The organism is Vannielia litorea (assembly GCF_019801175.1).
Classification (GTDB): domain Bacteria; phylum Pseudomonadota; class Alphaproteobacteria; order Rhodobacterales; family Rhodobacteraceae; genus Vannielia; species Vannielia litorea_B.
Genome location: NZ_JAHVJR010000001.1, coordinates 2,620,766 through 2,644,288 on the forward strand (window position 1 = coordinate 2,620,766; position 23,523 = coordinate 2,644,288).

Genomic DNA, 23,523 nt, shown 5'->3' on the forward strand with positions numbered 1-23,523 from the left:
ACGAAGATTTCTTCAGGAAAACTGGAAACACGCCCAATGCACATCTCATGCACATCCGATGCACATTCCATGCATATCCGGTTTTTGAATAGGGCCGCGGCATGACCCGCGTCAGGGCCGCCGTGGCGCGGGCCTTCGGCACGCCGCTGGCGATCGAGGAGGTCGAGCTGGTCGCCCCGCGCGAGGGCGAGGTGGAGGTGGTGCTGGAGGCGGTCGCGATCTGCCATTCGGACATCCACTTTGCCGAGGGCGCATGGGGCGGCGGCCTGCCAGCGGTTTACGGCCACGAGGCCGTGGGGCGGGTGGCCAGGGCCGGGCCGGGCGTACGCGGGCTGGCGGAAGGCGACCGGGTGCTGGTGACGATGCTGCGCGCCTGCGGGCAATGCGGCTGCTGCGCGGGCGGTGCGCCGGTGTATTGCGAAACGGCATACGACCGGCAGGCGGGCAGCCCGATCCGGCAGGGGGAGGCGGTGATTAACCACGGGCTCTCGACCGGGGCTTTTGCCGAACGGGTGGTGGTGGACCAGAGCCAGTTGGCACCGCTGCCAGAGGACATCCCGGCCACATCGGCCTGTCTGCTGGCCTGCGGGGTGATCACCGGGGTCGGCGCGGTGGTGAACACCGCAAAGGTGCGGCCCGGCGAGACGGTGGTGGTGATCGGCGCGGGCGGCGTGGGGCTGAACGCAGTGCAGGGCGCCCGGATCGCCGGGGCGGCGCGGATCGTGGCTGTGGATATGAGCGCGGAGAAGCTCCAAGCTGCCCGCGAGTTTGGCGCGACGGACGGGATTTTGGCCAGCGAGGAGGCGCCTTGGGGCAAGCTGCGGGAAATCGCGCCCAAGGGGGCGGATGCGGTGTTTGTGACCGTGGGGGCAACGCCGGTTTATGCCACGGCGCTGAATTACGCGGGCAGCCGGGGGCGGGTGTTTGCGGTGGGTATGCCGCATCTGGGAGAGACGGCGCCTTGGGAGCCGGTGATGGTAGCCGCGATGGGGCAGAAGATCGAAGGGTCGTTGCTGGGCGAGGTGGTGCTGAAGCGGGATATTCCGTGGATGGTGGACCTGTACCGGCAGGGTCGGCTGAAGCTGGATGAGCTGGTGAGCGGCACATGGGCGCTGGAGCAGATCAACGAGGCAATTGCGGATACGCGGGGCGGCGGCGCGCGGCGGAACGTGATTGTTTTCTGACCGTGCTGATGGGTGAAAAAATCTTCACGAAGATTTTTTGGGGTCGAAGAATTTTCGTTAAAATTCTTCGGGCTGCCGCATAGGGTAGCGCCATGAAGCTTGCCGATCTCGATATCATCGTCACCTCGCCCCCTGCCCCCGGCTGGGGCGGGCGCTACTGGATTCTCGTCAAGCTCACCACCGCCTGCGGGATCGTGGGTTGGGGCGAGGTTTATTCGGCTTCGGTCGGGCCGGAGGCGATGCGGGCGGTGATCGCGGATGTGTTCGCGCGGCACATGGAGGGGGAGAGCCCGGAGAACATCGAGCTGATGTTCCGGCGGGCCTATTCGGCGGGCTTCACCCAGCGGCCTGACCTCACGGTGATGGGCGCTTTCAGCGGGCTGGAGATGGCCTGTTGGGATATTCTCGGCAAAGCGCGGGAGCGGCCCGTCTGGGCGATGATCGGCGGGCGCACGAACGAGCGGCTGAGGGCCTATACCTATCTTTACCCCGAAGAGGGGATGCCGCTGCCGGAGTTCTGGAACAGCCCTGAGATGGCGGCCGAGGTCGCCGTGAAGCGCGTCGAGGAGGGCTGGACGGCGGTGAAGTTTGATCCGGCGGGGCCTTACACGGTGCGCGGCGGGCATGAGCCTTCGATGAGCGATATCAGCCGGTCGGTGGCCTTTTGCGAGCAGATCCGGGCGGCGGTGGGCGACCGGGCAGACCTGCTTTTTGGCACCCACGGGCAGTTCTCCGTGTCAGGCGCGCTGCGAATGGGGCGGGCGATTGCCCACACCGGGCCGCTCTGGTTCGAGGAGCCGGTGCCGCCAGACAATGTGGGCGCGATGGCGAAAGTCGCGAGCGGCCAGCCGGTGCCGGTGGCCACGGGCGAGCGGCTGACGACCAAGGCGGAGTTTGCGCCGGTGCTGCGGGCCGGAGCTGCGGCGATCTTGCAACCGGCGCTCGGGCGCGTGGGCGGGATCGGCGAGGCGCGGAAGGTGGCGGCGATGGCCGAGGTCTACAACGTGCAGGTGGCGCCGCACCTCTACGCCGGGCCGGTGGAGTTTGCCGCCAATATCGCGTTGGGCGTGGCGATCCCGAATTTGCTGATGGTGGAGTGCATCGAAACGGCGTTTCACCGCGATTTGGTGAAGCGCGCGATCCGGGTGGAAGATGGCCATGTGATTCCGCCCGAGGGGCCGGGGCTGGGGATCGAGGTGGATGAGGAGTTGGCGCGGGTGCATCCGTGGGAGGGCGAAGGCTTGCATCTGGAGATGCAGGATGGGCCGTGCCGCTATGACGCGCCGAATGCATTTGAAGGCGGGGCGCCGCGGTGAAGCCGTTCCTTGTGTTGCAACTGAGGCCCGAGACCGAGGCCAGCGATGACGAGTTTGCCGCTATTCTCGCCAAGGGCGGACTGGCGGAGGGCGAGGTGCGCCGGGTGCGGCTGGACTGCGAAGAGCTACGCGATGTGCGGCTGGAAGAGTATTCGGGCGTAATCGTCGGCGGCGGGCCGGGCTGCGTGAGCGATCCGCCGGAGGAGAAGAGCCCGGTGGAAGCGAAGATCGAGGCCGCCGTGCTGGGGCTGATGCCCGAGGTGGCAGCGCGCGACTTTCCGTTTCTCGGCTGCTGCTACGGGATCGGGATTTTGGGCAAGGCGCTGGGGGGCGTGGTGGCCAAGGGGCGCTACGGCGAGGCGGTGGGGACGAGCGCCTGCCGGGTGGTGGAGGACGATCCGTTGCTGGAGGGGGTGGCCGGCACGTTTGATGCCTTCGTCGGCCACAAGGAGGCGATGGAGGTGCTGCCCGAGGGCTGCGTGCGGCTGGTGGAGAGCGCCCCCTGCCCCAACCAGATGGTGCGGTATGGCGAGAATGTTTATGCCACGCAATTCCACCCCGAGGCGGATGCGGCGGGTTTCGAGACCCGGATCAGGGTGTATCGGAACAAGGGCTATTTTGCGCCGGAGGAGGCGGACGGGCTGATTGCCATGTGCCGGGCGGCGGAGGTGACGGAGCCGGAGAAGATCTTGCGGAATTTCGTGGCGCGGTATCGCGGGTAGGTGGGTTTAGCCCACCTTAAAGCTTGATGTCGGCGTAGACGGGGTAATGGTCAGACGGCCATTCGCCGAGGAATTTTTCTCTCAAAACAAGGGGCTTGCTGACCGTGATGCCGCGGGAGGCGGCGATGTGGTCGATGGCGCCGAGCAGGTTGATGCCGGCGTTCAGGTGGTAGGTCGCGCCGCGGGTGGGGGCGAAGGTGAGGCCGGCCTCTTCGAGCGTGCGGAGGGTGTGGGCGCCGTGCATGGCGTTGAGGTCGCCGAGCAAGATCACCGGCGTTCCGGACGCGATGACGGGGGCGAGGCGGTCTCGGACGAGAGCGGCGGAGAGGCGGCGGTTGGAGCGGCTTTTGTACTCGAAGTGGACGTTGACGACGCGCAGGCGCTGGCCCTCGGGCGTAGCGAACTCGGCCCATGAGGCGAAGGCGGGCCACGAGCCGTTGAAGGTGCGGGAATAGATCACGTCGGGCGTGTCTGAGAAGAAGAACCAGCCTTCGTCGACCGGGGTCAGGCGGGAAGCGCGATAGAAGATGGGCTGGGTGGCCGGAAAGCTGCGCCAGGGGCCGGCGGCGGCGGCACGGTAGGCGGGGAGTTCGGCGAGAAGATACTCGCGGGCGAGGTTGGTTGAGCCATCGTCGCCGCGGCTGAAGCTCTCCATTTCCTGAAAGGCGATGATGTCGGCGTCGATGGTGCGCAGGGCCTCGGCCATGGGGGCCCTTCGGCGGTTCCAGTCGGCCACGGACCAATCGCCCTCGTCGCGGTTCAGCACGATGTAGTGGACGTTGTAGCTGGCGACGCGGAGGGTGCCCTCGGGGCGTGGCGGCACCGGGGCGGAGCCGGAATGGGCGACGTGGAGGGCGCAGGCCAGAAGCGGCAGGGCCAGAAGAAGGAGGGCGGTGAGGCGGAGGGCGCGGCGCATGGGCGGAGGGTAGCTTGCGGGGCGGGCGCGTCCATCTTTCATTGCCGGGGCGGCGTGGGCGAGTCATATTCAGATAAATGGATATGGGAGAGTGAGATGCGGATCACGCGGCGGAGTTTTGTGGCCGGAGCGGCGGCGGGCGTGGCGGCGGGCGGCCTGCTGCCAAGGCGCGCCATGGCGGAGATGATGCTGGGCGAGGCCCGGATGACGGTGGTGAGCGACGGCAACCTGATGCTCCCCGGCTCCTTCACCTTCGCGGGGCTGCCGGAAGCGGAGGTAGCGGAGATCGTGGCACCTCTCGGCGTTTCGATCGAGGCGCTGGAGCCGCCCTGCAACGTGACGCTGCTGCGGATGGACGACCGGGTGGTGCTGTTCGACGTGGGCGCGGGCCCGGACTTCATGCCGTCGGCCGGGGAGCTGGCCGCCAATCTGGAGGCCGCAGGGGTTGCGCCGGAGGATGTGACCGATGTGATCTTCACCCATGCGCACCCGGATCACATTTGGGGGCTACTGGACGATTTCGATGAGCCGCTCTTTCCGGATGCCCGCTACGCGATGGGCCGCGGCGAGTGGGACTATTGGTGGAACCCGGAGACGGTCGACACCATCGGCGCGGAGCGGCAGGCCTTTGCGGTGGGAGCGAAGCGGCGAATGGAGGCGATCGAGGACCGGGTGGCGTTTTTCGACGATGGCGATGAGGTGCTGCCCGGCGTCGCGGCGGTGGCCTGCGTGGGGCACACGCCGGGGCATATGGGGTTCGAGGTGCGGTCTGGTGGCGAGGCTGTGATGGTGGTGGGCGATGCGATCGGCAACCACCACGTGGCCTTCGCGCGGCCGGGGTGGGAGGTGAACTCTGACCAGGACCCGGAGGTTGGCGCGGCAACGCGGGTGGCGTTGATGGACCGGATCGTGGCGGACGGTTTGGGGATCGTGGGGTTCCATCTGCCGGGCGGGATGGGCCGGGTTGAGAAAGGTGGCGAGGGGTATCGCTGGGTGGCGATGTAGGGGTGCAATGCTCGGACTTGCGCTGGCTGATCTGTCGGAGTGGGGGCGCTGCTCCCACACCCCCGGGAATATTTTCAGCAAGAAAATGGGGCGGGTCGGGCGCTCAGTCGGTGGGTGGGGACAATTTTAATCGAATTGGAAAAGGTATTTGGGGGTGGGCTGTTCCGTTTGGCGGGGGGGCGCGCATCTGAATCAAGTCTTATGCGGTGGCGGGTGACGGGGCACGGCTCAGAAAGCGATGGGTGGCCATGGCGGAGAGCCACATGGCGGTGAGGGCGAGCCATGCGGTGGAGCTGAGGGCGGAGCCGCCGGAGACGCCAGCGCCGACCGCACAGCCGCCCGCGAGCATGGCGCCGAAGCCCATGAGGGCGCCGCCGATCAGGTAGCGCTCCATCGGGGTGTCGGGCTGGAAGCGCTGGATGGCAAACTCGCGGGCGGCGAGGGCTGCGGCAAAGGAGCCGAGGAAGACGCCGGGCACGAGGCCGAGGCCGAAGGAGAGTGGCAGGGAGGGTGTGCCGACGAGGCCCATGAGCGTGTCGGTCGCCGGGCCTGTGAAGCTGATGGAACTGACGGAGACCGGCTCGAAGGCGATCTGGCTGGCGTTGTAGGTGACGAACCAACCTGCGGCGACGGCCACGCCGACGAGGGCGGAGGCGAGGATTTGACCGGGGCTTTTGCGGGCGGCGGCGCGCGCCCAGATCAGCGCGGCAGCGAGTGCGGCGAGCGAGAGGGTAGCGGTGGCGGCGGGCGTGAGGCCCGCGAGCGCGCCGAGGTCTCGGGCCGGGCCGGGTGGGACTTGCCAGAGGGAGAAGAGCCAGAGCCGGGCGGGGCCGAGGATGCCGGTGAGCGAGGCCTGGGCCACGAGGGTGAGCACGAGGCCGGTGATGAGGGCGCGCAGGTTGCCGGTGGCCGAGAGCACCAGCAGGCGGGAGGCGCAGCCGCGGGCGAGGATCATGCCCGCGCCGAACATGGACCCGCCGATCAGCGCACCCGAGATCGAGCCGGGTTGGGCGAACTGGCGGGCGTCTGACAGGTCGAGCCAGCCCAAGGCGAGGCCGCCCTGCACCAGTGCGAGCGCGGTGGTGAAGACGATCAGCCATGTGGCCAGCTTTGGGCCGGGGCGCAGGGTTGCGACCTCGATCGTGGCGGCGCGCAAGCAAAAGGCCGAGCGTCGCGCCGCCGCGCCGAAGAGGAGGCCCACGGCCAGCCCGAGCAGGGCGATGGCGGGGGCCTCACCGAGGGTGTCGAAGAGCCAGATCATCGGGCAATGCCTCCGGTTTTGACCGGGGTATCAGGCCGCAGCGCGGAGGGCTTTGACCGGGATCAAGCGGGCGCGCGGGTCAGCCGCCGATGGCTTCGGCAACAATGCCTTGAAGCAGTTCCTCGACGGCGTCCATCGGGCCATCCGGGTAGTCACGGTGGCCAATCTGCACCTTGCCCTCTTTCTCGGTGACGAAGATGCCATAGGGGCAGTGCTGGATGTTCATCGGGTCCGCTTCCATCACCTGACGGGAGACGACGGCGGAGCAGAAGATGAAGATATCGGCGGCGTCGAAGATCTTCACATCGGAGCCGACATCCTCGCCGGTGCGGTTGAGCATGTCACCGACGTGGCTGGTGTAGTCGATCACGAGGCCCTGACCGACGATGGCGGATTCCACCGCGAAGGTGGCATCATCGAAGCTGCCTTCGAAGTCGTGCAGCACGGCATCCTGCGCCAGCGCGGGGGTGGCGAGGGTCAGGGCGGCGGCGAGGGTGAGGTGTTTCATGGCGGGTCTCCTCCGTGGGTGGGCCTTCAGAATGGAGATAGGGCGGCGGGGCGCCATGACATGTGTCAAACGCCCCGCCGGAGTGGCTTAGCCGAACATGTCGGCGGTGATGCCGGAGTACCAGCCGATGCTCTCTTCGAAGGTGGCCTTGCGAAGGGCAGCATCTTCGCCGGTCTGGCTGATGAAGCTGTCGGTGGAGGCGATCTTTTCCTCTGTGGGCTCGTAGTTGGCCCCGACCTTCACGCCGTCATCGGTGGCGATGAGCGACCAGCAGGTGTTGGAGAACTTCGCGGGGAAGACCCGGCTGCCGGTGAGGGCGCCGCGAATGGCGTTGGCGGCCACCTTGGCCTGGCTGTTGGCGGAGAAGCCCGATTTGGGCATATCGCCCTGCGCGGAGGCATCGCCCAGCACGTGGATGTCGGCATCCATCTTCGAGCTCATGTCGGTGGGGTTCACCGGGGCCCAGTTGCCATCGGTCAGCCCGGCGGCCTCGGCGATGAGGCCGGCCTTCTGGGCAGGGATGACATTGCAGACATCGACCTTTTCGACCGAGCCGTCGATGCTGACGGTCATCTCGTCGGGGTTCACCTCGACCTTGTCGCCGCCGAAGTCAGGGCCGATGCGTTCAACCATGCCCGTGTAGTGGTTTTGCCAGCCTTCCTCGAAGAGGCCCTGTTTGGAGAACTTCTCCTTGGGGTCGACGATGAGGATCTTGGCGGTCGGGTTCCGCTCCTTCAGCACGTGGGCGACCATCGAGATGCGCTCGTAGGGGCCGGGCGGGCAGCGGTAGGGGTTGGGCGGGGCGACCATGCAGTAGGTGCCGCCCTCGGGCATGGCCTCGATCTGAGCCTTCAGCAGCTCCGACTGGGAGCCGGCCTTGTAGGCGTGGGGCATCTTGTTCTGGCTCAGCAGCGACCAGCCGGGGACCGAACCATCGATGAAATCGATGCCGGGGGAGATCACCAGCTTGTCGTAGGGGACCGAGCCGCCGCCGGCGAGGGCCACGGTTTTGGCATCCCGGTCAACGCCGGTGGCCCAATCGTGGACGACGTTGATGCCATACTCCGAGGCCAGCGTGCCGTAGCTGTGGGCGATGCTCTGCAGGTCGCGGAAGCCGCCGATATAGAGGTTGGAGAAGAAGCAGGTGTAATAGGTGCGGGTGGGCTCGATGAGGGTCACATCGATGGCGCCTTCGCTGTCTTTCGCGATGTAGCGGGCGGCGGTGGCGCCCCCTGCCCCGCCGCCGATCACCACGACGCGGGGCATGCCATGCGAGGCGGCCTTGACCATGGGTGCGGAGAGCGCGGCGGTGCCCGCGGCAGCGGTGCCGAGGAATGTCCGTCGGTTCAGTTTCATGCTGGTGTCCTCCCTGTTCTGCGCGACCCGTTCACTCCTCCAGGGTCGCAAAATACGCGGCCAGCGCCGCGATCTCTTCGTCGCCGAGGCGCCCGGCGACCATGTTCATCACCGGGTGCTCGCGTTTCTTTTGCTTGTAGGCGTGCATGGCCACCACGAAATCCTCCTCGGGCCAGAGCACGATGGAGGGGATGCCGTCATCCCCGCCGGTGGCCTGGTGGCAGGTGGTGCATTCGGAGGCGAGATACTCGCCGTATTCGGGGTCGCCCACGAGGGCGAGGGTGGCCGGGTCGAGATCGTGGTCGGTGCCTTGGGCCGTGGGGTCGGCCTCGGGGATGTTGGCGGGCGAGGCGGAGAAGGTGCGCAAGTAGGCGATGAGATCGGCGCGCACCTGCGGGTCATCCTCGCCGCGATAGCTCATGCGGGTGCCCGGCACGATCTGCTTTGGGGTCTCGAGAAAGGCGTCGAGCGTATCGGCGTGCCACTCCAGCCCCTTGTCGCCCGCGCGGATGAAGGCCTTGGAATAGCGAAAGCCGTCTATCGAGCCGGCGCGGCGGCCAAAGAGGCCGTTGAGCGCCGGGCCGATGCGGTTTTTGGCCTCGGCGCCGACCTGATGGCAGCCCTTGCACTTGGCGAAGGCCTTTTCGCCGCGCTCCACATCGCCCGCCTCCGATGCCGCGCCCGCGCCCGGCAGGAGGCCGAGCGCGGTGAGCATGAGAGCGGTGCGGAGCGACCTCATTCGGCGAAGGACCCGAGGTAGGCCTCGACCGCCGCGATGTCATCCTCCTTGCGGAGGCCGTTGAACGACATTTTGGTGCCTTTCAGGTAGGCCTTGGGCTTGGCGAGGAAGCCTGCGAGGGTTTCAGTATTCCAGACGAGCCCGCCCTCGCCCGCTTCGCTCATGGCCTTGGAGTATTTAAACCCTTCGACAGTGCCGGCGGTGCGGCCCATGATGCCGTTGAGCTGGGGGCCGGTCTTGTTTTCGGCGCCTGCGCCGACCTGATGGCAGGCTTTGCACTTCTTGAAGACCTTCTCGCCTGCCGCGATCAACTCGGGGTCGGCGGCGGCCATTGTGTCTTCGGCGGCGGGCTCCTCGGGGGCGGCCTCTTGGGTGGCAGGCTCCTCGGCGGCGACCGTTTCGACGGTTGCCTCTTCGGCCTGCGCCTCGTCGGCAGGGGCGGCCGCTTCGGTGACTTGTGCCACCTCTTCGGCTGCGCCCTCCTCCTCGGGGGTCACGTCGAGCACGGTGGCGCGCATCGTGATTTCGACGATGTCCTTGCAGTTTTCCATGCAGGGTTCGGCGCGCCATTGCGGATATTCCGTTTCGGCGCGGTCATCGACGATGAAGCCCTCGGCGTTGGGCATCTCGACCTCAAGGAAGTTCTCCCGTGTGAGCACGAAGTCCTCGTCTACCATGAAGTTCGAATACAGAATGTAGGCCGTGATGGCGTAGGTGTCATCTGCCGAGAGGGTCTGGGCCGCGCCGAAGGGCATGGAGCGGTGGATGTAGTCGAAGGTGGTGGAGAGGTAGGGCCAGTAGGAGCCGACCGTCTTGAGCGGGTCTTCGTCGGCAAGGGTACCGTCGCCGCCCGCGAGCTTGGGCCAGTTGCCGGAGCCTTCGGCGAATTCGCCGTGGCAGACGGCGCAGTTTTCGGAGAAGAGCGCCTCGCCGTCTTCGACGGAGCCGGAACCTTCGGGGAGGCCGCGACCGTCAGGCATGACCTTCACGTCCCACGCGGCGATTTCATCATCCGTGGCGGGGCGGCCGAGGCCGAATTTGGCGAGGACCACCGGGGCAGCCTCGGCGGGGGCCTCGGGCTGGCTTTCGGTGGGCTCGGCTGCCACCTCGGCGGGGGCCGCATCGGTGGCTTGCGCTGCTTCTTCGGCCACGGGTTCGGGCGTGGTTTGCGCTTCGGCGGCGGGGATCGCCTGACCGCGCAGCGGCGCGGGCACATCGACCACGAACTGGTCGGCGGCGATGTAGGCCGCGCCGAGCAGGGTGGCGGTGCCACCCAGAGCGGGGGCGAAGATATTAAGAAACTTCGACATTTTCAGCGCTCCCGTCTGTGTTCACATGCCAGGTCTGGATGCAGTTGTTGTGGTAGACCGAGTTGAGGCCGCGCACTTCGCGCAGCTGGGCCTTGGTCGGCTGGACATAGCCGGTTTCATCCATCGCGCGGCTTTGCAGCAGCATCTCGGAGCCGTCCCACTCGGTATCGAGGTAGAAGCGGGTCAGGGCCTTGGTGTCGCCCTGGGTGCGGCCAAGGCGGGCCGTCTCCCATGTTTTGCCGCCGTCCTTGGACACGTCGACACGGGTGATCCGCCCGTGGCCGGACCATGCCATGCCGGTGATGACCAGCGGGCCGGGGCCGTGGGTAATGGGAGCCTGCGGGCTGGGGGAGGTGACGACCGATTTGGCATCCATCACCCATGTCCACTTGCGGGAGGTGCCGTCTGCCAGCGTGTCGGTGTATTTGGAGGTTTCCTCGCGGCTCTCCACGGCGGCGTCGGTCACCTCGATGCGGCGGAGCCATTTGACCCACATGTTGCCTTCCCAGCCGGGAACGACGAGGCGCACCGGGTACCCGTGCTCTTTACGCAAAGCCTCGCCGTTTGCCTTGAAGGCCACGAGCACATCGTCGAGCGCCTTTTCCATCGGGATCGAGCGGCCGTTGGAGGAGGCATCGGCCCCCTCGACATAGACCCAGCGGCCCTCGGTGGCGCCTTGATACCCGGCCTCGTTCAGCAGGGTGCGGAGCGGGATGCCGGTATATTCCATGTTGTGGATCATGCCGTGGGTGAACTGGGCGCCGTTCAGCTGGGCGCCGGCCCATTCCATGCCGGTGTTGGCCGCGCATTCGCAGAAATAGACGTGGTTCTCGCGCGGGAAGCGCTCGAGATCGGCATAGGTGAAGACCAGTGGCTGAAGATCCAGCCCGTTGATCATCAGGCGGTAATCCTCCTTGCGCAGCTCGATGGCGCCGGAGTGGTGGCGCTCGAAGGCACAGCCCTGAGGCGTGATGGTGCCGTCGAGCGCGTGGATGGGCGTGAAGTTGATCGAGGAGATCGGATCGGCGGTGAGCCAGGGCACGTTGCGGCGGATCACGTCACCCTCATATTCGATCGGCATGCCGTAGGGGGTGGCATCGACGCCTTCGCCGAGGCTCATGGCCCAATCCTGCGGCTCGGTGATCAGCGGATCACCTTCGGCGCGGGCCTGCGCGGCCAGCGTGCCTGCCGCGGCGGCGGCGGAGCCGGCCAGAACGGCGCGGCGAGAGAGTTTGAGATCGTCGCTCATGGGGGTGTGCTCCTCATTCACGGGGGTGTGGGTGGTGGTCAGTCGACCACCACTTTCACGTTGTCATGGTCACCTGCGGTGACCGTGCCGAGTTTCTTGATATGGCTTTCGACCACGTCCCAGATGGGCGGGCCTTCGGTGCCTTCGTTGACCGAGGCCCAGCCGGCGACGGTGTAGTTTTTGGCGGGGTCGATGGGCTCGCCGGTGGAGAGCAGGGTCATGCCTGAGATGCGCTCGCCCTGCGGCTTGTTGATATCGATCTGGTAGCCCATGCCACCGATGCGGACCATGTCGCCGCCCTGCTGGTAGTAGGGGTCGGGGTTGAATATGTTGTCGGCCACGTCCTCAAGGATGACCTTGATGAATTCGCCAGTCATTTCAGTGCGATAGGCGTTAGGGTAGGTCATGGAGGTGACGTTGAAGATGTCTTCGCGGGTGATGTCCTGCCCCGGGATCATCGAGGCGCCCCAGCGGACACCGGGGGACATGGCGATCTGCGCGTCGCGCTCCGACAGGAGGGCGTCGCAGATCAGGTCGTCCCATGTGCCGTTGAAGTTGCCGCGGCGGTAGAGGGTGGTGTCGGTCTGACCGATGACCTCGGACATTTCGGCCTCGTAGGGCGCCCGCTGCTCGTCGATGAGGGCGGTCATGTCAGCGTCGGGCGCGATGACATCGGAAAAAATCGGGATGAGCTTGTGGCGGTAGCCCATCATCCGGCCGTCACGCACATCGAGATCCACGCGGGAGACGAACTTGCCGTGGGAGCCGGAGGCGACGACGATGGTGTTGCCCACCACCACCGGCTCGGGGAGCGCGTCATGGGTGTGGCCGGAGAGGATCACGTCGATCCCCGGCACGACGGAGGCCATCTTCTTGTCCACGTCGAAGCCGTTGTGGGAGAGGACGACGACCACCTCGGCGCCTTGGCTGCGGACCTCCTCGACCATCTCGGCCATGTGCTCGTCGCGGATGCCGAAGGAGTATTCGGGGAACATCCAACCCGGGTTGGCGATGGGCATGTAGGGGAAGGCCTGGCCGATGACGGCGATCTTTGTGCCGCCGCGCTCGAAGAACTCGTAGGGCGGGAAGAGCTCTGCCGGTTCATCCCACTCGGCGTCGAAGATGTTCTGGCCGAGGGCGGCGAAGGGGAGGCCCTCGACGATTTCGTTCACCCGGTCGGAGCCGAGGGTGAACTCCCAGTGGAAGGTCATGGCGTCGGGCTTGAGCGCGTTCATGACGTTGACCATGTCCTGCCCCTGGGTTTGCAGGCAGGTGTAGGAGCCGTGCCATGTGTCGCCGCCATCGAGCAGGAGGGCATCGGGGCGGTCGGCGCGGATGGAATTGATGACGGTGGCGACGCGGTCGAGCCCGCCGACGCGGCCATATTGCGCGGCCAGCGCGGCGAAGTCGCCGGAGGAAAGGGCGTAGTGGGAGGGCGAGCCGTCTTCGATGCCGTAGAGCTTGCGGAAATCGGCGCCGGTAATGTGGGGCACGACGCCCTTGTTCTCGCCCACGCCGAGGTTGACCGAAGGCTCGCGGAAGTAGACGGGCTTCAGCTGGGCGTGGATATCGGTGACGTGGATGAGCGAGACGTTTCCGAAGGTTTCGAACTCCAGCAGCTGATCCTGCGTGAGCGCCTGCTGCGCGGCCAGACGCGCCCAGTTGCCGAAACCGGAGGTGCCGAGGAGGGCGGAGGCGGCCATGCCGACCTGAAGGAAATCGCGGCGGGAGATCATTGTAAGCTCATCCTGTATTTATATGCGCATGTGTGCATCTGTCAGGGACAGAAAACCCGCGCCGGATCGCTCCGACGCGGGCCTAGCTTACTGGCGAACTGCCGGGGTTTCGACCGAAAGGCCGTTGCCGCGCGAGGCGACGTAAAGCTCCAGCGCGCGGAACTCGTCGGAACCTTCGGCGAAGGTCTCGGCACGCGTGTCGCGGATGCAGCCCCGGAAGCGGTTGTGCTTGGAGATCAGCTTGGCCTGCTTCAGCCGGTAGGTGGGGAAGCCGTTGGTCTGCCCTTGGCTGAGATGGTCGGCGCGGATCATGTTGCCGTAGTTGTCTTCGTGGCAGTTGGCGCAGGACAGCTCGAGCTGGCCGTAGCGGGTGTAATACATCTCCTTGCCCTGCTCCCAGAAGGGGGCGGCGGGCCCGTCGATGGCCACGTTCATCGGCATGCCGCGCGATTGCAGGCCGATCAGGGCGACCATGCCCTGCATCTCGTTGCCGGACCACTTCCAGGCGTCGGCGCCCATGCGCTCGGTGCGACAGTCGTTGATGGCATCTTCCATCGTCACCAGCTTGCCGGTCTCTTCATCGACCTTCGGCATGGTGGGCGTGAGGCCTGCGAAAGTCTCTACGCCCTCGTGGCAGCCCTGACAGCTTTCACCCACGGTGCCCTCGGCGGTGGCATAAGCCTCCATCGCGGCATCCACGGTCAGCATGCCGGGGTTGTCGAAATCGTCCATCTCCAGCGACTGGGTCTCGTCGGTGCGGAAACGCCAGCCGGAGTAGATGGTATCGAACACGTCCGACAGGTGATCGGGCGCGGCGGTTTCGGTGACGATCTCGGTCTCGCCGTTGATGGTGAGGCTGTCCTCATCCGGCCCGGCGTGGGCAGCCACCGCGAAGGCGGATGCCGCAACCAGTGCGATGTAGCTTGCGCTCTTGCTTGCTTTGTTCACGCGTCCCTCCCTGAACGTGTGCGGCGTGGGATCAGCCGACGGTGATTTCCTTGGTCTCGGTGTAGGTCGAGCCATCATCATCTTGCCAGGTGAACTCGAAGGTCCCGCTCTCGGGCACGGTGGCCTCGAACTCAAAATACGGGTTGGTCGAGATCGCCGGCTCCATCTTCACGTCGATCACGGTCTCGCCGTTGAAGGTGCAGGTGAAGTGGTTGATGATCGAGCGCGGAATGGGGTTGCCGTCGCCATCCTTGCGCTGGCCGCTCTCCATGGGGTGCGAGATCAGGGTCTTGATCGTGATCGCCTCGCCGGCAGAGGCCGACTTGGGGACTTTGACGCGGGGTTTGACACCAGATGCCATTGTTTTCGTCTCCTCTATCTCTGCCTCAGCCGCCGCAGCCGCCGATGGTGACTTTCACGGTTGCGGACGCCTGCTTGAAGCTGCCGTCTGCTATTTTGGCCACTGCGATCACGTCTTGCGTTTTGGCGAGGCGGATGCGGGTGGAGCCGGACTGCGACGCGGCGAGCGCACCGAAGGTGAAGGTGGCGACAGCGGGCGTGGGGTTGCCCGTGGCCAGCACCATGATGCTCTCTGCGCCTTCGGCGGACACGCCGACCGGCACGGTGTTGCCGTTCTCGGCAATCTCGGGTGCGTCGATGGTGACGCCGCCTTCGGCCACGTCGGCCCCGCCGGTGAAGGCGGAGATCGCATCGGCCACGGCATCGGCCATGGCGGGCATCGGCAGGGCGGCGGCCAGAGCGGCGCCAGCACCGAGGAAGAGGGTGTCTCGTCTGCTAAGGGTCATTGAAGCCTCCTTGGCGGCCCGCAGATCGGGCCGGTGAGCAATGGGTTATTCGTCTTTCAGGGTCATCAGGAAGGCGACGACATCCTCGACATCCTGAGCGGTCAGAAGCGGGGCGACATCGCCCTCATGGGCCTTGCCGGTGTAGGCGTTGCCGAGCCGGATGAAGCCCTCGGTCTTGTAGAACGACGGCATCATGGTGCCCTCGAAGGTTTTCTTGGCGTTCGCCACGATCCCGCGCAGCTCGGCCTCGGTCCAGCGGCTGCCGGCTCCGTCGAGCGCCGGGCCGATCTCGCCCTGGAAGGCCAGTTCGGGCAGCGCGCCGATCTGGTGGCAGGCGACGCAGTTGCCCGCGCCCTTGTTCATCAGCACCGCGCCATTCTCGACATCACCGGGCGCGCCGGTGAGCGAGGCTTCGACTGCGCCGTAATCATCGTAGGCAACGGCGGTGGGGGCGACGGTTTCGGCCCAGGCTGCCGTGCCGAGCACGGTTGCGGCGGCGATCGCTCCAAGCGTTTTGTTCATGATCCCTCCCTTGGGTGGCCGGGCCGCTGCGGACCCGCTACCTTTGTCGGCATACGGTAGCGCACAACCGGGCACCACCGCAATAACAAATTCAGTTACCTGAATTATTGATTATGTTGCAGCGCAGCATTGGCCTCAGCCCTGCTGCTCGGCGAACTTGCGGGCGTGGTATTTTTGAAAGGGTTCATCGCCCTCGTAGCCCTTTTCCAGCACCCAGGTCAGCAGGTTCATGGTGGTCCATTTGCCAAAGGCACCGGGCATGGTGACCACGGCGGCCTGCGATCCGGTTTTGCCGTCCTCGACATCTTCGGGGAAGAAGAGAATCGTCGGGGTGAAGAGCGCGTTCCAGCGTTTGACCATGTCTTTCTCGGCCATTGCCTCGCCGTCGAAGTCGGTCACCTCGATGTCGCCGAACATGTTCAGGCGGACGACGAAGAAGTTCTCTTCGATCAGCTGTTTCACCGTCGGGTCGGAAAACACCTCTTCGTGCATCTTGGTGCAGTAGATGCAGCCGCGCTGCTCGATGATGACCATGAAGCGTTTGCCCTCGGCTCCCGCCTCGGCCAGATCCTCGGACATGTCCTTGAAGGTGTCGCGGAACCACGGCTCGATGTGCAGCCCGTCGTCGCCCAGTTCGGCGGCATGGCTAGCACTGGCCATGAGGGCGGCAGCGAGGAAGGTGAGCAGGCGTTTCATGGGTGCCTCCTTGGTCAGTTGGTGAAGGCCGGGAATTTCTCGATCAGCCACCATGCGATGGCGTTGACGGTCCCGGTGAGAATTAGGACGGCGAAGAGGATGAGCAAGGCGCCCATGACCTTCTCCATCTTGCCGAGGTGTTTGCGGAAGGCCCCGGCGAACTGCATGAAGGGCGCGGTGAAGAGCGCGGCGAGGATGAAGGGCAGCACCATGCCCGCGCCGAAGACGTTGACCATGAGCAGGCCGCGCCATGCGGTCTCACCCGTGGAGGCCATCATGAAGACGCCGGTGAGCACGCCGCCGACACAGGGCGTCCACCCGGCCATGAAGGCGAGGCCGACGAGGTAGCTCGACCAGATGGTCATGTTGGAGGTGTCGCCCGCGTCGATCTGGAGGGTGCGGTCGAGGAAGCCGATGCGGTAGAGGCCGAGGAAGTGCAGGCCCATGATCAGCACCAGCGCCCCGGCGGCGTAGCGGAAGTAGTCGATGTAGGTCTTGAACAGTTCGGAAATGGCAAAGGCCCCTGCCCCGAGAATCGCGAAGACGGTCATCATGCCGAGCGAGAACATAATGGCGGAGGCGATCAGCCGCAGGCGGGCGCCGCGAGCGAGGGTGCCATCGGCGGAGATTTCGGACATGCCGACCCCGGCCATGTAGCTGAGGTAGAAGGGCACGATGGGCAGCACGCAGGGCGAGAAGAACACGATGAGCCCGCCGATGAAGGCGCTCCAGATGCCGACGTCGAGCAGCATGGCCGCCTCCTCCTTTTTACGGGCTGTCATTTTGGGCCATCCGCGCGCGGGCAGCGCACTGACGACGGGCCTTGTTTCGGACCCATTATCATATTATGTTTGTTGAATGGAACGTCAATCGGGATCGGCGCCCTTGCGGCTTGCGGCTCTCCTCCTGACCTTCACCCTCGCGGTCCTGCCCCTTGCGGCACGGGCCGAGACGGTGCTTGTCATGGTGGAAGAGGCCGGCTGCGCGTGGTGTGCGCGGTGGAACAAGGAGATTGGCCCGATCTACGGCAAGACGCCCGAGGGACAGGCCGCGCCGCTGCAGCGTGTGGATATTGGCGCGCCGCCCGGTGACATCGACTTTGCCCGTGGTCTGCACTTCACGCCCACCTTCGTTCTGGTCCGCGATGGCGCAGAGCTTGCGCGGATCGAGGGCTATCCGGGCGAGGACTTTTTCTGGGGGCTACTGGGGCAGATGCTGGAGCAGAACGGGGTGGCTCTGACGGCGAGCGCCGGGGCTGAAGGATGAGAGGCGAGGGAACGCGAGAGATGCTTGACGACAAACCCAACCTTCCGGTGTTCGACAAGAACATGTGCGCCGAGGACATGGAGCGCATGGTGGCCAATGCGACCGCCGCCGCCAACTTTCTGAAGGCGATCAGCCACGAGGGTCGCCTGATGATCCTGTGCCACCTCGCCACGGGCGAGAAGACGGTGACCGAGCTGGAAGAGCTGCTGAGTGCCCGGCAGGCCGCCGTGTCGCAACAGCTTTCGCGGCTGCGGCTCGAAGGGCTCGTGACCCCGCGCCGGGACGGCAAGGCGATTTACTACAGCCTCGCGGATGACCGCCCGAAGAAGATGATGGAAGTCGTCTACGAGATGTTCTGCAAGGAGGGCTGACGCGCCCTTTGCGGATGTCCGGGCCTTTGGGAGGAGAGCCGGGTGTTCGACACCATTCTTGACCGGATCGGAGATGCCAACGCCGTCGCCCTCGTGGGGCTGGCGGGCGGCCTGCTGCTGGGCCTTGCGGCCCGGATCGGGCGGTTCTGCACACTGGGCGCGATCGAAGACCAGCTCTATGCCGGGGACAGCCGCCGCCTGCGGATGTGGGCGCTGGCGATCGGCACCGCCGTCATCGGCGCGGCGCTGGCCCGCGCGGGCGGTAGCTTCGACCCCACCGAAACGCTCTATCTCAGCCGCGTCTGGTCTCCGCTCGGCAGCATCATCGGCGGTCTGCTATTTGGCTACGGCATGGCGATTGCGGGCAACTGCGGTTACGGAGCGCTGGCGCGCCTGGGCGGCGGCGATTTGCGCGGGTTCATCATTGTGCTGGTGATGGGCCTTTCGGCTTATGCGGTGCTGTCCGGCCCGCTGGCCCATGCGCGTGTCTGGCTCTTTCCGGTCGACGACATGGCGGTGGCGCCGCAGGGGTTTGCCGAGAGCCTCGGCGGGGCAACGGGCCTCTCGCCCGTGGTGGTGGCGCTGGCCATCGGCGGGGCGATCTTGCTGCTGGGCCTCGCCAGCCGGGAGATGCTGCGCTCGCCGGGCCATGTGCTCTGGGGCATCGTGGTCGGCCTTGCGGTGCTCTCGGGCTGGATCGGGACGTGGTGGGTGGCGCACACCGGGTTCGATGGCGAGCGGATCACCACACACAGCTTTTCGCAGCCTTTGGGGGACACGATCTTCTGGCTGATGACGGCGAGCGGCAACACGCTGAGCTTTAGCGTGGGCTCGGTGGCGGGCGTGCTGATCGGCGCCTTTGCCGGCTCGCTGATCAAGGGGCACTTTCGGTGGGAGGCCTGCGAAGACCCTCGCGAGCTGAAGCGCCAGATGATCGGCGCGGCGCTTATGGGGCCCGGCGCGGTGCTTGCGGTGGGTTGCTCGGTGGGACAAGGGATCAGCGCCTTCTCGGTGCTGGCATGGTCGGCCCCGCTGACCTTTGCCGCGATCTACGCGGGCGCGGCGCTGGGGCTGCGGCAACTCATTTCGGGCTTCCACACGGCGCGGGGATAGCCGACAGTCGCGCCCATGAGTGAGACGAAGGGCGGCAGCCGGATTGCGATCATTGGGATGGGGCCCAGGGGGCTTGGCGCGGCGGAGGCGCTGGCCAAGCGGGCCGATGCCCCGCGGCTGGAGTTGTTTGACCCGGTGCGGCCCTGCGGTGCGGGGCCAAACTTTTCGCCCGATGAAAGCCCACTGTGCCTGCTGAACCTGCCAGTGCGCGGGGTGCGGATCGACGGCGGGGCCTTTGGCGCGTGGCTGGGCGGCGACCCGGAGGATTTTCCGCCGCGGGCGGCGCTCGGGCGGTTCTTTGCAGAAAGGTTCGACGTGCTGGAGGCGCGGCTCCGTCCGGTGATGCACCGCGAGAAGGTGGCGCGGATCGAGCGGCGTGAGGATGGCTGGTGGCTGGAGGCGGGTGACGCGCAGGGGCCGTTTGACGAGGTGCTGCTGACGCAAGGCCAGGCCGAGAGCGCGCCGGACCCGCAGCTTGCAGACTGGCAGGATCATGCAGAGCGGCACGGCTTGCCGCTGCGGCCTGCTTACCCCGGAACGGCGCTGGAAGAGGCCGCCCGCGACTGGGCGGGCAAGGTGGTCGGGGTGCGCGGGCTTGGCCTCTCGACTCTCGATGTGCTGCGGCTGCTGACGCTTGGGCAGGGCGGGCGGTTTGAGGGCGACGCTTACATTCGCTCGGGGCGCGAGCCTGCGCGGATCGTACCCTTCTCGCTGGATGGGCAGGCGCCGGCGCCGAAGCCAGCCAATGCCGAAGTGGATGCGTGTTTTGAGCCGCTGGAGGCGGAGACGGAGGCCTTCGAGGCCGGGTTGGCGGAGGCCGTGAGCATGGCGTCGGAGGCGGCGCTGGAGCGGGTTTGCGCCACGCTGGAGGCCCCGGTGGCGCGGTTGGCGGGCGTGGAGGAGTGCGCGGTGCGCGGCTGGCTGGCGCAGGAGCGCGAAGCTCCGGGCAGCCAGGAGACGCGCGGCGCGGTGGAGGCGCTGGAGGCTCATGTGGAGATGGCACGGGGCGGGGCGCCGGATGTGGGCTATGCGCTGGGGCAGCTCTGGCGGAAGTGGCAGAACGCGCTCAGGCAAGGCTTCAACCCTGCGCGGATGGCCCCGGAGACCGCCGCCGCGCTGCTGAAATTCGACGATGCGCTGAAGCGCTACTCTTACGGGCCACCGCTGCGCTCTGCCGAGGAACTTCTGGCACTGATCGCGGCGGGCGTGGTGGACCTGCGGGCGGTGGAAGACCCCGACATCCGGCTGGTGCCGGAGGGCTGGGTGCTGGATGGCGACACGGCGGAGCTGACCGCCGAGGCGATGGTGGATGCGGTGCTGCCCTCCCCTGCCCTCGGCCCGGTGACCGACCCGGCGCTGGCGGGTCTGCGCGATGCAGGCTGGCTGCACGAGGTGGCAGAGGGGCTGGGCGCCGCCGTGGCCGCCGATGGCAGCGCACTTGCCCGCGATGGCCGCCCGGCGGAGGGGCTGGCGGTGCTGGGGCGGATGGCCTCGGGCAGCGTGATCGCGGTGGATTCGGTGCATGACTGCTTTGGCGCCGCCGCCGACCGCTGGGCCGAGGGGGTGCTGGCGCGGCAAAGCTGAGCGGGTGTCTTGAGATGGCCGCACCGCGCCCCACCTAAGCTGTCTGACACGCGCGACCGCAGGAGAGACCCAGATGGCCCCGACGCTTGCTAAGCCCTTCGACGCCGAGCGCGACATTCTGCTGGGCGAGGGCACCGGGCGGGTCAAGACGGTGTGGTTTGTCGACTACGCCTGCCCGCACACCCGCCGCATCCGCGATATCGTGCAGCGCTCGCCGGGGCGGTTTGGTGCGCAGAACGCCTCGACAGCGGTGCGATTCATCGAGCCTGAAAACGATACGGACGGATCGGAGCACGCCGCCCGCGCCGCCATTGCCGCACATCGGCAGGGCCGGTTCATCGAGATGCATCAGGCGCTGTTCGAGAGCCCGCCGAAGTTTACCCCCGCCAAGGTGGAGCGCCTGGCCGAGAAGCTGGGCCTCGATATGGCGCGCTTTCGGGCCGATTTTGCCGCCGACGAGACCCGCGCCCGGATCGACGAGGACCGCGAGAGCCTTGGCGCGGTGGACGACATCATGATGCCGCTGATCTTCATCGACGGGCGGTTTTATGAGGGCGCGTGGGACGAGGACTCGCTGATCGAGGCGGTGGAAAAGCCGCTGGGGCTGCGGCTGGCGCTGGCGAGCGAGGATTTCTTTCACTGGGCGGCCTCGGCGGGGCTGGTGCTGATCCTTGCCACGCTCGCCGCGCTGACCATCGCCAACATCGGCTGGCACGACTGGTACGAAGAGTTCCGCGAGACCGAGTTTGCCCTGAGCTTTGGCGGCGCCAGCTTTGGGCTGTCGCTGGAAGCGTGGATAAACGACGGGCTGATGGCGCTGTTCTTCTTGCTGGTCGGGATCGAGATCAAGCGGGAGATCGTTTTTGGCGAGTTGTCCACGCGGGACCGGGCGATCCTGCCGATCCTCGGCGCGTTGGGCGGGATGGTGGTGCCGGCGCTGATTTACGCGGGCATCAACTGGGGCGAAGACACCGCGCATGGCTGGGGTGTGCCGATGGCGACGGACATCGCCTTTACCCTCGGAATCATGGCGCTGCTGGGCGACAAGGTGCCGACCTCGCTGAAGGTCTTCGTCTCGGCACTGGCGATTGCCGATGACCTTGGAGCGATCCTCGTCATCGCGGTGTTCTACGGCCACGGGTTTCACATGGCGGAATTCCTTGTGGCGGTGCTTGTGCTAGCGCTGATGATCGGGCTGGCGGTGGGGCGGGTCTATAACCGGGCGCCCTACCTGATCCTTGGAGTGGTGCTCTGGTACTTCGTCCACGAGTCGGGGCTGCATGCCACGCTAGCGGGGGTGCTGACAGCAGCCGCGATCCCCTCGCGCCGTCCGGCGGACCCGGAGGGCATTGCCGCGCAGGCCGCCGCGATCGTGGAGGCGGACACGGCGGAGGACGGTTTGGGCGATGCTGCGGTGCACCGGCTGCAGAACGCGGTGGAGCGGCTGCGGGAGCCGGGGTTTCACCTGCAGAACGCGCTGGAGAACTGGTCGAACTTTCTGATCCTGCCGCTCTTTGCCTTCTTCAACACCGGGCTGCTGATCATCGGGTCGAGCTTTTCGCCGATGGCGCCCGAGGCGTTGGGGGTGATGCTGGGGCTTTTGATCGGCAAGCCGCTGGGGATCGTTGGCATCGTCTTCATCGCCACGAAGCTGGGCCTTGCGCGGCTGTCGTCCGAGATCGGCTGGCAGCAGATGATCGGAGCGGGGTTTCTGGCCGGTGTGGGCTTTACCATGTCGATCTTCATCAGCTCGGCGGCCTTCGAGGGCGCGCAGTTGGAGAGCGTGAAGCTGGCGGTGCTGCTGGCCTCCTCGGTGGCGGCCATCACCGGCTCGGTGCTGATCGCCCGCGCGCCTGCCATCGGCGGGCGGCGCGGCGATTGAGTGGGCCTGCGGCGGCAGAGGTCAGACGACGAGACCGGGCAGGCGGCGGGCATCCACGAGGTCGTGGCAATGGTCGATGAAGGCCTGCACCCGGCGTGACACATGCACCGCGCGGGTGGTGGCGATGCCGAGGTTCAGCGGCTCGGGGTTGCCGGAGAGCGGCAGGAAGATCAGCGGCTTGCCGTCGGGCGCGGTGTCGGACACCGTGCGGATGTTGGCCAGCCCGAAGCCGAAGCCGTTGGCCACGAGGCTGCGCTGCACCGCCATTTCGCGGGTCCGCTCGATCACCTGAGGCCGCCGCCCGAGGCTGCGGAAGAGCGACAGGAAGTAATCGGAGCTGTGAGGCAGATCGAGCAGGACCATCGGGTGATCGACAAGGTCGGCCAGCTCCAGCGTACTGCGGCTGGCGAGCGGGTGCTCGGGCGGGAGCATCACGTAGGGCGGGAGCTTGACCAGCGGCTCGAAGGCGATGTCGCTCACGAGGGCAAGATCGTAGGTGAGCGCGATGTCGATCCGGGCGCTGCGAAGGCCTTCGAATATCTCGGCCTGATCCAGCTCCAGTTGGGTGAAGTCGACATCGGCATATTTGTCTTCGAACTGGCGGCGCAGCTGGGGGATGAGGATTTGCGCGAAGGTGCGCAGGCAGCCCACCCGGAGCGAGCCGCGCACGGTGTCGGAGACGATGTGGGCGAGGTCGTTGAGCTTGTCAGCCTCGGCGAGGATTTTCAGCGCCTGCTCCATGAAGGCCTGCCCCGGTTCGGTCAGCACCGAGCCTTGTGCGTGGCGGCGGGTGAAGAGCTGCACGCCGAAGCCCGCTTCAAGCTGGGCGATGGCCGACGACATGGAGGGGGCGGAGACGTTCACCTTTTCGGAGGCCAGCGAGATGCTGCCCGCCTCGCCGACGGCCACGAAGTATTCGAGCTGTCGCAGGGTGAAACGCAGGGGCATGGCGGGTCTTTCTGGCGCGGTGTGTGAGTGGTGCGCCCAGCCTAGCGCGGGCGGGCGCAAAGCGCGATGGCCGGTTTGCACCGGG

General features: G+C 66.6%; 24 protein-coding genes. 9 read left to right on the top strand and 15 right to left on the bottom strand.

Features of this window, described 5'->3' with window-relative positions:
• The first annotated feature begins 101 nt into the window (after nt 1–101).
• From KUV38_RS12800 to KUV38_RS12810, 3 genes are all read left to right on the top strand, one after another.
• A complete protein-coding gene (locus KUV38_RS12800; RefSeq protein ID WP_222470417.1) occupies nt 102–1,184 on the top strand; it encodes a zinc-binding dehydrogenase in 1,083 nt (360 codons plus the stop codon).
• A 92-nt stretch (nt 1,185–1,276) separates the two neighbouring features.
• Entirely contained in the window at nt 1,277–2,500 is a 1,224-nt protein-coding gene (locus KUV38_RS12805; RefSeq protein ID WP_222470418.1) for a mandelate racemase/muconate lactonizing enzyme family protein, read from the top strand.
• Nucleotides 2,497–3,222, top strand: coding sequence for a glutamine amidotransferase (locus tag KUV38_RS12810; RefSeq protein ID WP_222470419.1), 726 nt, complete (start codon nt 2,497–2,499; stop codon nt 3,220–3,222). Before KUV38_RS12805 ends, KUV38_RS12810 begins: the two co-directional genes overlap by 4 nt.
• A gap of 16 nt (nt 3,223–3,238) precedes the next feature.
• Here KUV38_RS12810 and KUV38_RS12815 read toward each other — a convergent pair whose 3' ends face one another.
• Nucleotides 3,239–4,138: an endonuclease/exonuclease/phosphatase family protein gene (locus KUV38_RS12815; RefSeq protein ID WP_222470420.1), complete on the bottom strand. Its 900-nt coding sequence runs from the start codon at nt 4,136–4,138 to the stop codon at nt 3,239–3,241.
• A gap of 96 nt (nt 4,139–4,234) precedes the next feature.
• Here KUV38_RS12815 and KUV38_RS12820 point away from each other — a divergent pair, with 96 nt between their 5' ends.
• Nucleotides 4,235–5,143 carry an MBL fold metallo-hydrolase gene (locus KUV38_RS12820; protein ID WP_222470421.1) on the top strand — a complete coding sequence of 303 codons (909 nt, stop codon included), beginning with the start codon at nt 4,235–4,237 and terminating at the stop codon, nt 5,141–5,143.
• 199 nt (nt 5,144–5,342) lie between these two features.
• Here the strand turns inward: KUV38_RS12820 and KUV38_RS12825 are convergent, their stop codons facing one another.
• The 13 genes from KUV38_RS12825 to KUV38_RS12885 all read right to left on the bottom strand — a co-directional run bounded on the left by KUV38_RS12825 (nt 5,343) and on the right by KUV38_RS12885 (nt 17,056).
• Entirely contained in the window at nt 5,343–6,404 is a 1,062-nt protein-coding gene (locus KUV38_RS12825) for a YeeE/YedE family protein (RefSeq protein WP_222470422.1), read from the bottom strand.
• Between the two features lie 79 nt (nt 6,405–6,483).
• Nucleotides 6,484–6,912, bottom strand: a complete 429-nt coding sequence (locus KUV38_RS12830; RefSeq protein ID WP_222470423.1) for a DUF302 domain-containing protein — start codon at nt 6,910–6,912, stop codon at nt 6,484–6,486.
• A gap of 87 nt (nt 6,913–6,999) precedes the next feature.
• Entirely contained in the window at nt 7,000–8,268 is a 1,269-nt protein-coding gene (locus KUV38_RS12835; RefSeq protein ID WP_222470424.1) for an NAD(P)/FAD-dependent oxidoreductase, read from the bottom strand.
• A gap of 31 nt (nt 8,269–8,299) precedes the next feature.
• A complete protein-coding gene (locus KUV38_RS12840; RefSeq protein ID WP_222470425.1) occupies nt 8,300–9,007 on the bottom strand; it encodes a c-type cytochrome in 708 nt (235 codons plus the stop codon).
• Nucleotides 9,004–10,317, bottom strand: coding sequence for a c-type cytochrome (locus KUV38_RS12845; RefSeq protein ID WP_222470426.1), 1,314 nt, complete (start codon nt 10,315–10,317; stop codon nt 9,004–9,006). The genes KUV38_RS12840 and KUV38_RS12845 overlap by 4 nt, the downstream gene beginning before the upstream one ends.
• Nucleotides 10,301–11,566 carry a sulfite dehydrogenase gene (soxC, locus tag KUV38_RS12850; protein ID WP_222470427.1) on the bottom strand — a complete coding sequence of 422 codons (1,266 nt, stop codon included), beginning with the start codon at nt 11,564–11,566 and terminating at the stop codon, nt 10,301–10,303. The genes KUV38_RS12845 and soxC overlap by 17 nt, the downstream gene beginning before the upstream one ends.
• A gap of 38 nt (nt 11,567–11,604) precedes the next feature.
• Nucleotides 11,605–13,302 (bottom strand): thiosulfohydrolase SoxB, encoded by a 1,698-nt coding sequence (gene soxB / locus KUV38_RS12855; protein ID WP_222470428.1) that lies wholly within the window; start codon nt 13,300–13,302, stop codon nt 11,605–11,607.
• Between the two features lie 87 nt (nt 13,303–13,389).
• Entirely contained in the window at nt 13,390–14,250 is an 861-nt protein-coding gene (gene soxA / locus KUV38_RS12860; RefSeq protein ID WP_315898623.1) for a sulfur oxidation c-type cytochrome SoxA, read from the bottom strand.
• Between the two features lie 31 nt (nt 14,251–14,281).
• A complete protein-coding gene (soxZ, locus tag KUV38_RS12865) occupies nt 14,282–14,611 on the bottom strand; it encodes a thiosulfate oxidation carrier complex protein SoxZ (protein ID WP_222470430.1) in 330 nt (109 codons plus the stop codon).
• 25 nt (nt 14,612–14,636) lie between these two features.
• Nucleotides 14,637–15,056 carry a thiosulfate oxidation carrier protein SoxY gene (gene soxY / locus KUV38_RS12870; protein ID WP_222470431.1) on the bottom strand — a complete coding sequence of 140 codons (420 nt, stop codon included), beginning with the start codon at nt 15,054–15,056 and terminating at the stop codon, nt 14,637–14,639.
• Between the two features lie 45 nt (nt 15,057–15,101).
• Nucleotides 15,102–15,578 carry a sulfur oxidation c-type cytochrome SoxX gene (soxX, locus tag KUV38_RS12875; RefSeq protein ID WP_222470432.1) on the bottom strand — a complete coding sequence of 159 codons (477 nt, stop codon included), beginning with the start codon at nt 15,576–15,578 and terminating at the stop codon, nt 15,102–15,104.
• Between the two features lie 135 nt (nt 15,579–15,713).
• Nucleotides 15,714–16,274 (bottom strand): thioredoxin family protein, encoded by a 561-nt coding sequence (locus KUV38_RS12880; protein WP_222470433.1) that lies wholly within the window; start codon nt 16,272–16,274, stop codon nt 15,714–15,716.
• A gap of 14 nt (nt 16,275–16,288) precedes the next feature.
• Nucleotides 16,289–17,056, bottom strand: coding sequence for a cytochrome c biogenesis CcdA family protein (locus tag KUV38_RS12885; protein ID WP_261385218.1), 768 nt, complete (start codon nt 17,054–17,056; stop codon nt 16,289–16,291).
• Nucleotides 17,057–17,132: 76 nt separating this feature from the next.
• Between KUV38_RS12885 and KUV38_RS12890 the strand changes: the two genes are divergently transcribed.
• From KUV38_RS12890 to nhaA, 5 genes are all read left to right on the top strand, one after another.
• Entirely contained in the window at nt 17,133–17,540 is a 408-nt protein-coding gene (locus KUV38_RS12890; RefSeq protein WP_222470434.1) for a hypothetical protein, read from the top strand.
• Nucleotides 17,541–17,560: 20 nt separating this feature from the next.
• Complete coding sequence (locus KUV38_RS12895) at nt 17,561–17,911, top strand: ArsR/SmtB family transcription factor (protein ID WP_222470435.1); 351 nt, start codon at nt 17,561–17,563, stop codon at nt 17,909–17,911.
• Between the two features lie 54 nt (nt 17,912–17,965).
• Nucleotides 17,966–19,024, top strand: coding sequence for a YeeE/YedE family protein (locus tag KUV38_RS12900; RefSeq protein WP_222471072.1), 1,059 nt, complete (start codon nt 17,966–17,968; stop codon nt 19,022–19,024).
• Between the two features lie 15 nt (nt 19,025–19,039).
• The gene (locus KUV38_RS12905; protein ID WP_222470436.1) at nt 19,040–20,608 is read left to right on the top strand and encodes an FAD/NAD(P)-binding protein; all 1,569 of its coding nucleotides are present in this window, start codon (nt 19,040–19,042) and stop codon (nt 20,606–20,608) included.
• Nucleotides 20,609–20,681: 73 nt separating this feature from the next.
• Nucleotides 20,682–22,490 carry a Na+/H+ antiporter NhaA gene (gene nhaA / locus KUV38_RS12910; protein ID WP_222470437.1) on the top strand — a complete coding sequence of 603 codons (1,809 nt, stop codon included), beginning with the start codon at nt 20,682–20,684 and terminating at the stop codon, nt 22,488–22,490.
• Nucleotides 22,491–22,511: 21 nt separating this feature from the next.
• Here nhaA and KUV38_RS12915 read toward each other — a convergent pair whose 3' ends face one another.
• Entirely contained in the window at nt 22,512–23,438 is a 927-nt protein-coding gene (locus KUV38_RS12915; RefSeq protein WP_222470438.1) for a LysR family transcriptional regulator, read from the bottom strand.
• Between the last annotated feature and the right edge of the window lie 85 nt (nt 23,439–23,523).

What these genes read in the sequence shown, in the direction of transcription:
- KUV38_RS12800 (WP_222470417.1), top strand. Translation starts at nt 102, where the DNA reads ATGACCCGCGTCAGGGCCGCCGTGGCGCGGGCCTTCGGCACGCCGCTG.
- KUV38_RS12805 (WP_222470418.1), top strand. Translation starts at nt 1,277, where the DNA reads ATGAAGCTTGCCGATCTCGATATCATCGTCACCTCGCCCCCTGCCCCC.
- KUV38_RS12815 (WP_222470420.1), bottom strand. Translation starts at nt 4,138, where the DNA reads ATGCGCCGCGCCCTCCGCCTCACCGCCCTCCTTCTTCTGGCCCTGCCG.
- KUV38_RS12820 (WP_222470421.1), top strand. Translation starts at nt 4,235, where the DNA reads ATGCGGATCACGCGGCGGAGTTTTGTGGCCGGAGCGGCGGCGGGCGTG.
- KUV38_RS12825 (WP_222470422.1), bottom strand. Translation starts at nt 6,404, where the DNA reads ATGATCTGGCTCTTCGACACCCTCGGTGAGGCCCCCGCCATCGCCCTG.
- KUV38_RS12830 (WP_222470423.1), bottom strand. Translation starts at nt 6,912, where the DNA reads ATGAAACACCTCACCCTCGCCGCCGCCCTGACCCTCGCCACCCCCGCG.
- KUV38_RS12835 (WP_222470424.1), bottom strand. Translation starts at nt 8,268, where the DNA reads ATGAAACTGAACCGACGGACATTCCTCGGCACCGCTGCCGCGGGCACC.
- KUV38_RS12840 (WP_222470425.1), bottom strand. Translation starts at nt 9,007, where the DNA reads ATGAGGTCGCTCCGCACCGCTCTCATGCTCACCGCGCTCGGCCTCCTG.
- KUV38_RS12845 (WP_222470426.1), bottom strand. Translation starts at nt 10,317, where the DNA reads ATGTCGAAGTTTCTTAATATCTTCGCCCCCGCTCTGGGTGGCACCGCC.
- soxC (WP_222470427.1), bottom strand. Translation starts at nt 11,566, where the DNA reads ATGAGCGACGATCTCAAACTCTCTCGCCGCGCCGTTCTGGCCGGCTCC.
- soxB (WP_222470428.1), bottom strand. Translation starts at nt 13,302, where the DNA reads ATGATCTCCCGCCGCGATTTCCTTCAGGTCGGCATGGCCGCCTCCGCC.
- soxZ (WP_222470430.1), bottom strand. Translation starts at nt 14,611, where the DNA reads ATGGCATCTGGTGTCAAACCCCGCGTCAAAGTCCCCAAGTCGGCCTCT.
- soxY (WP_222470431.1), bottom strand. Translation starts at nt 15,056, where the DNA reads ATGACCCTTAGCAGACGAGACACCCTCTTCCTCGGTGCTGGCGCCGCT.
- soxX (WP_222470432.1), bottom strand. Translation starts at nt 15,578, where the DNA reads ATGAACAAAACGCTTGGAGCGATCGCCGCCGCAACCGTGCTCGGCACG.
- KUV38_RS12880 (WP_222470433.1), bottom strand. Translation starts at nt 16,274, where the DNA reads ATGAAACGCCTGCTCACCTTCCTCGCTGCCGCCCTCATGGCCAGTGCT.
- KUV38_RS12885 (WP_261385218.1), bottom strand. Translation starts at nt 17,056, where the DNA reads ATGACAGCCCGTAAAAAGGAGGAGGCGGCCATGCTGCTCGACGTCGGC.
- KUV38_RS12890 (WP_222470434.1), top strand. Translation starts at nt 17,133, where the DNA reads ATGGAACGTCAATCGGGATCGGCGCCCTTGCGGCTTGCGGCTCTCCTC.
- KUV38_RS12895 (WP_222470435.1), top strand. Translation starts at nt 17,561, where the DNA reads ATGCTTGACGACAAACCCAACCTTCCGGTGTTCGACAAGAACATGTGC.
- KUV38_RS12905 (WP_222470436.1), top strand. Translation starts at nt 19,040, where the DNA reads ATGAGTGAGACGAAGGGCGGCAGCCGGATTGCGATCATTGGGATGGGG.
- nhaA (WP_222470437.1), top strand. Translation starts at nt 20,682, where the DNA reads ATGGCCCCGACGCTTGCTAAGCCCTTCGACGCCGAGCGCGACATTCTG.
- KUV38_RS12915 (WP_222470438.1), bottom strand. Translation starts at nt 23,438, where the DNA reads ATGCCCCTGCGTTTCACCCTGCGACAGCTCGAATACTTCGTGGCCGTC.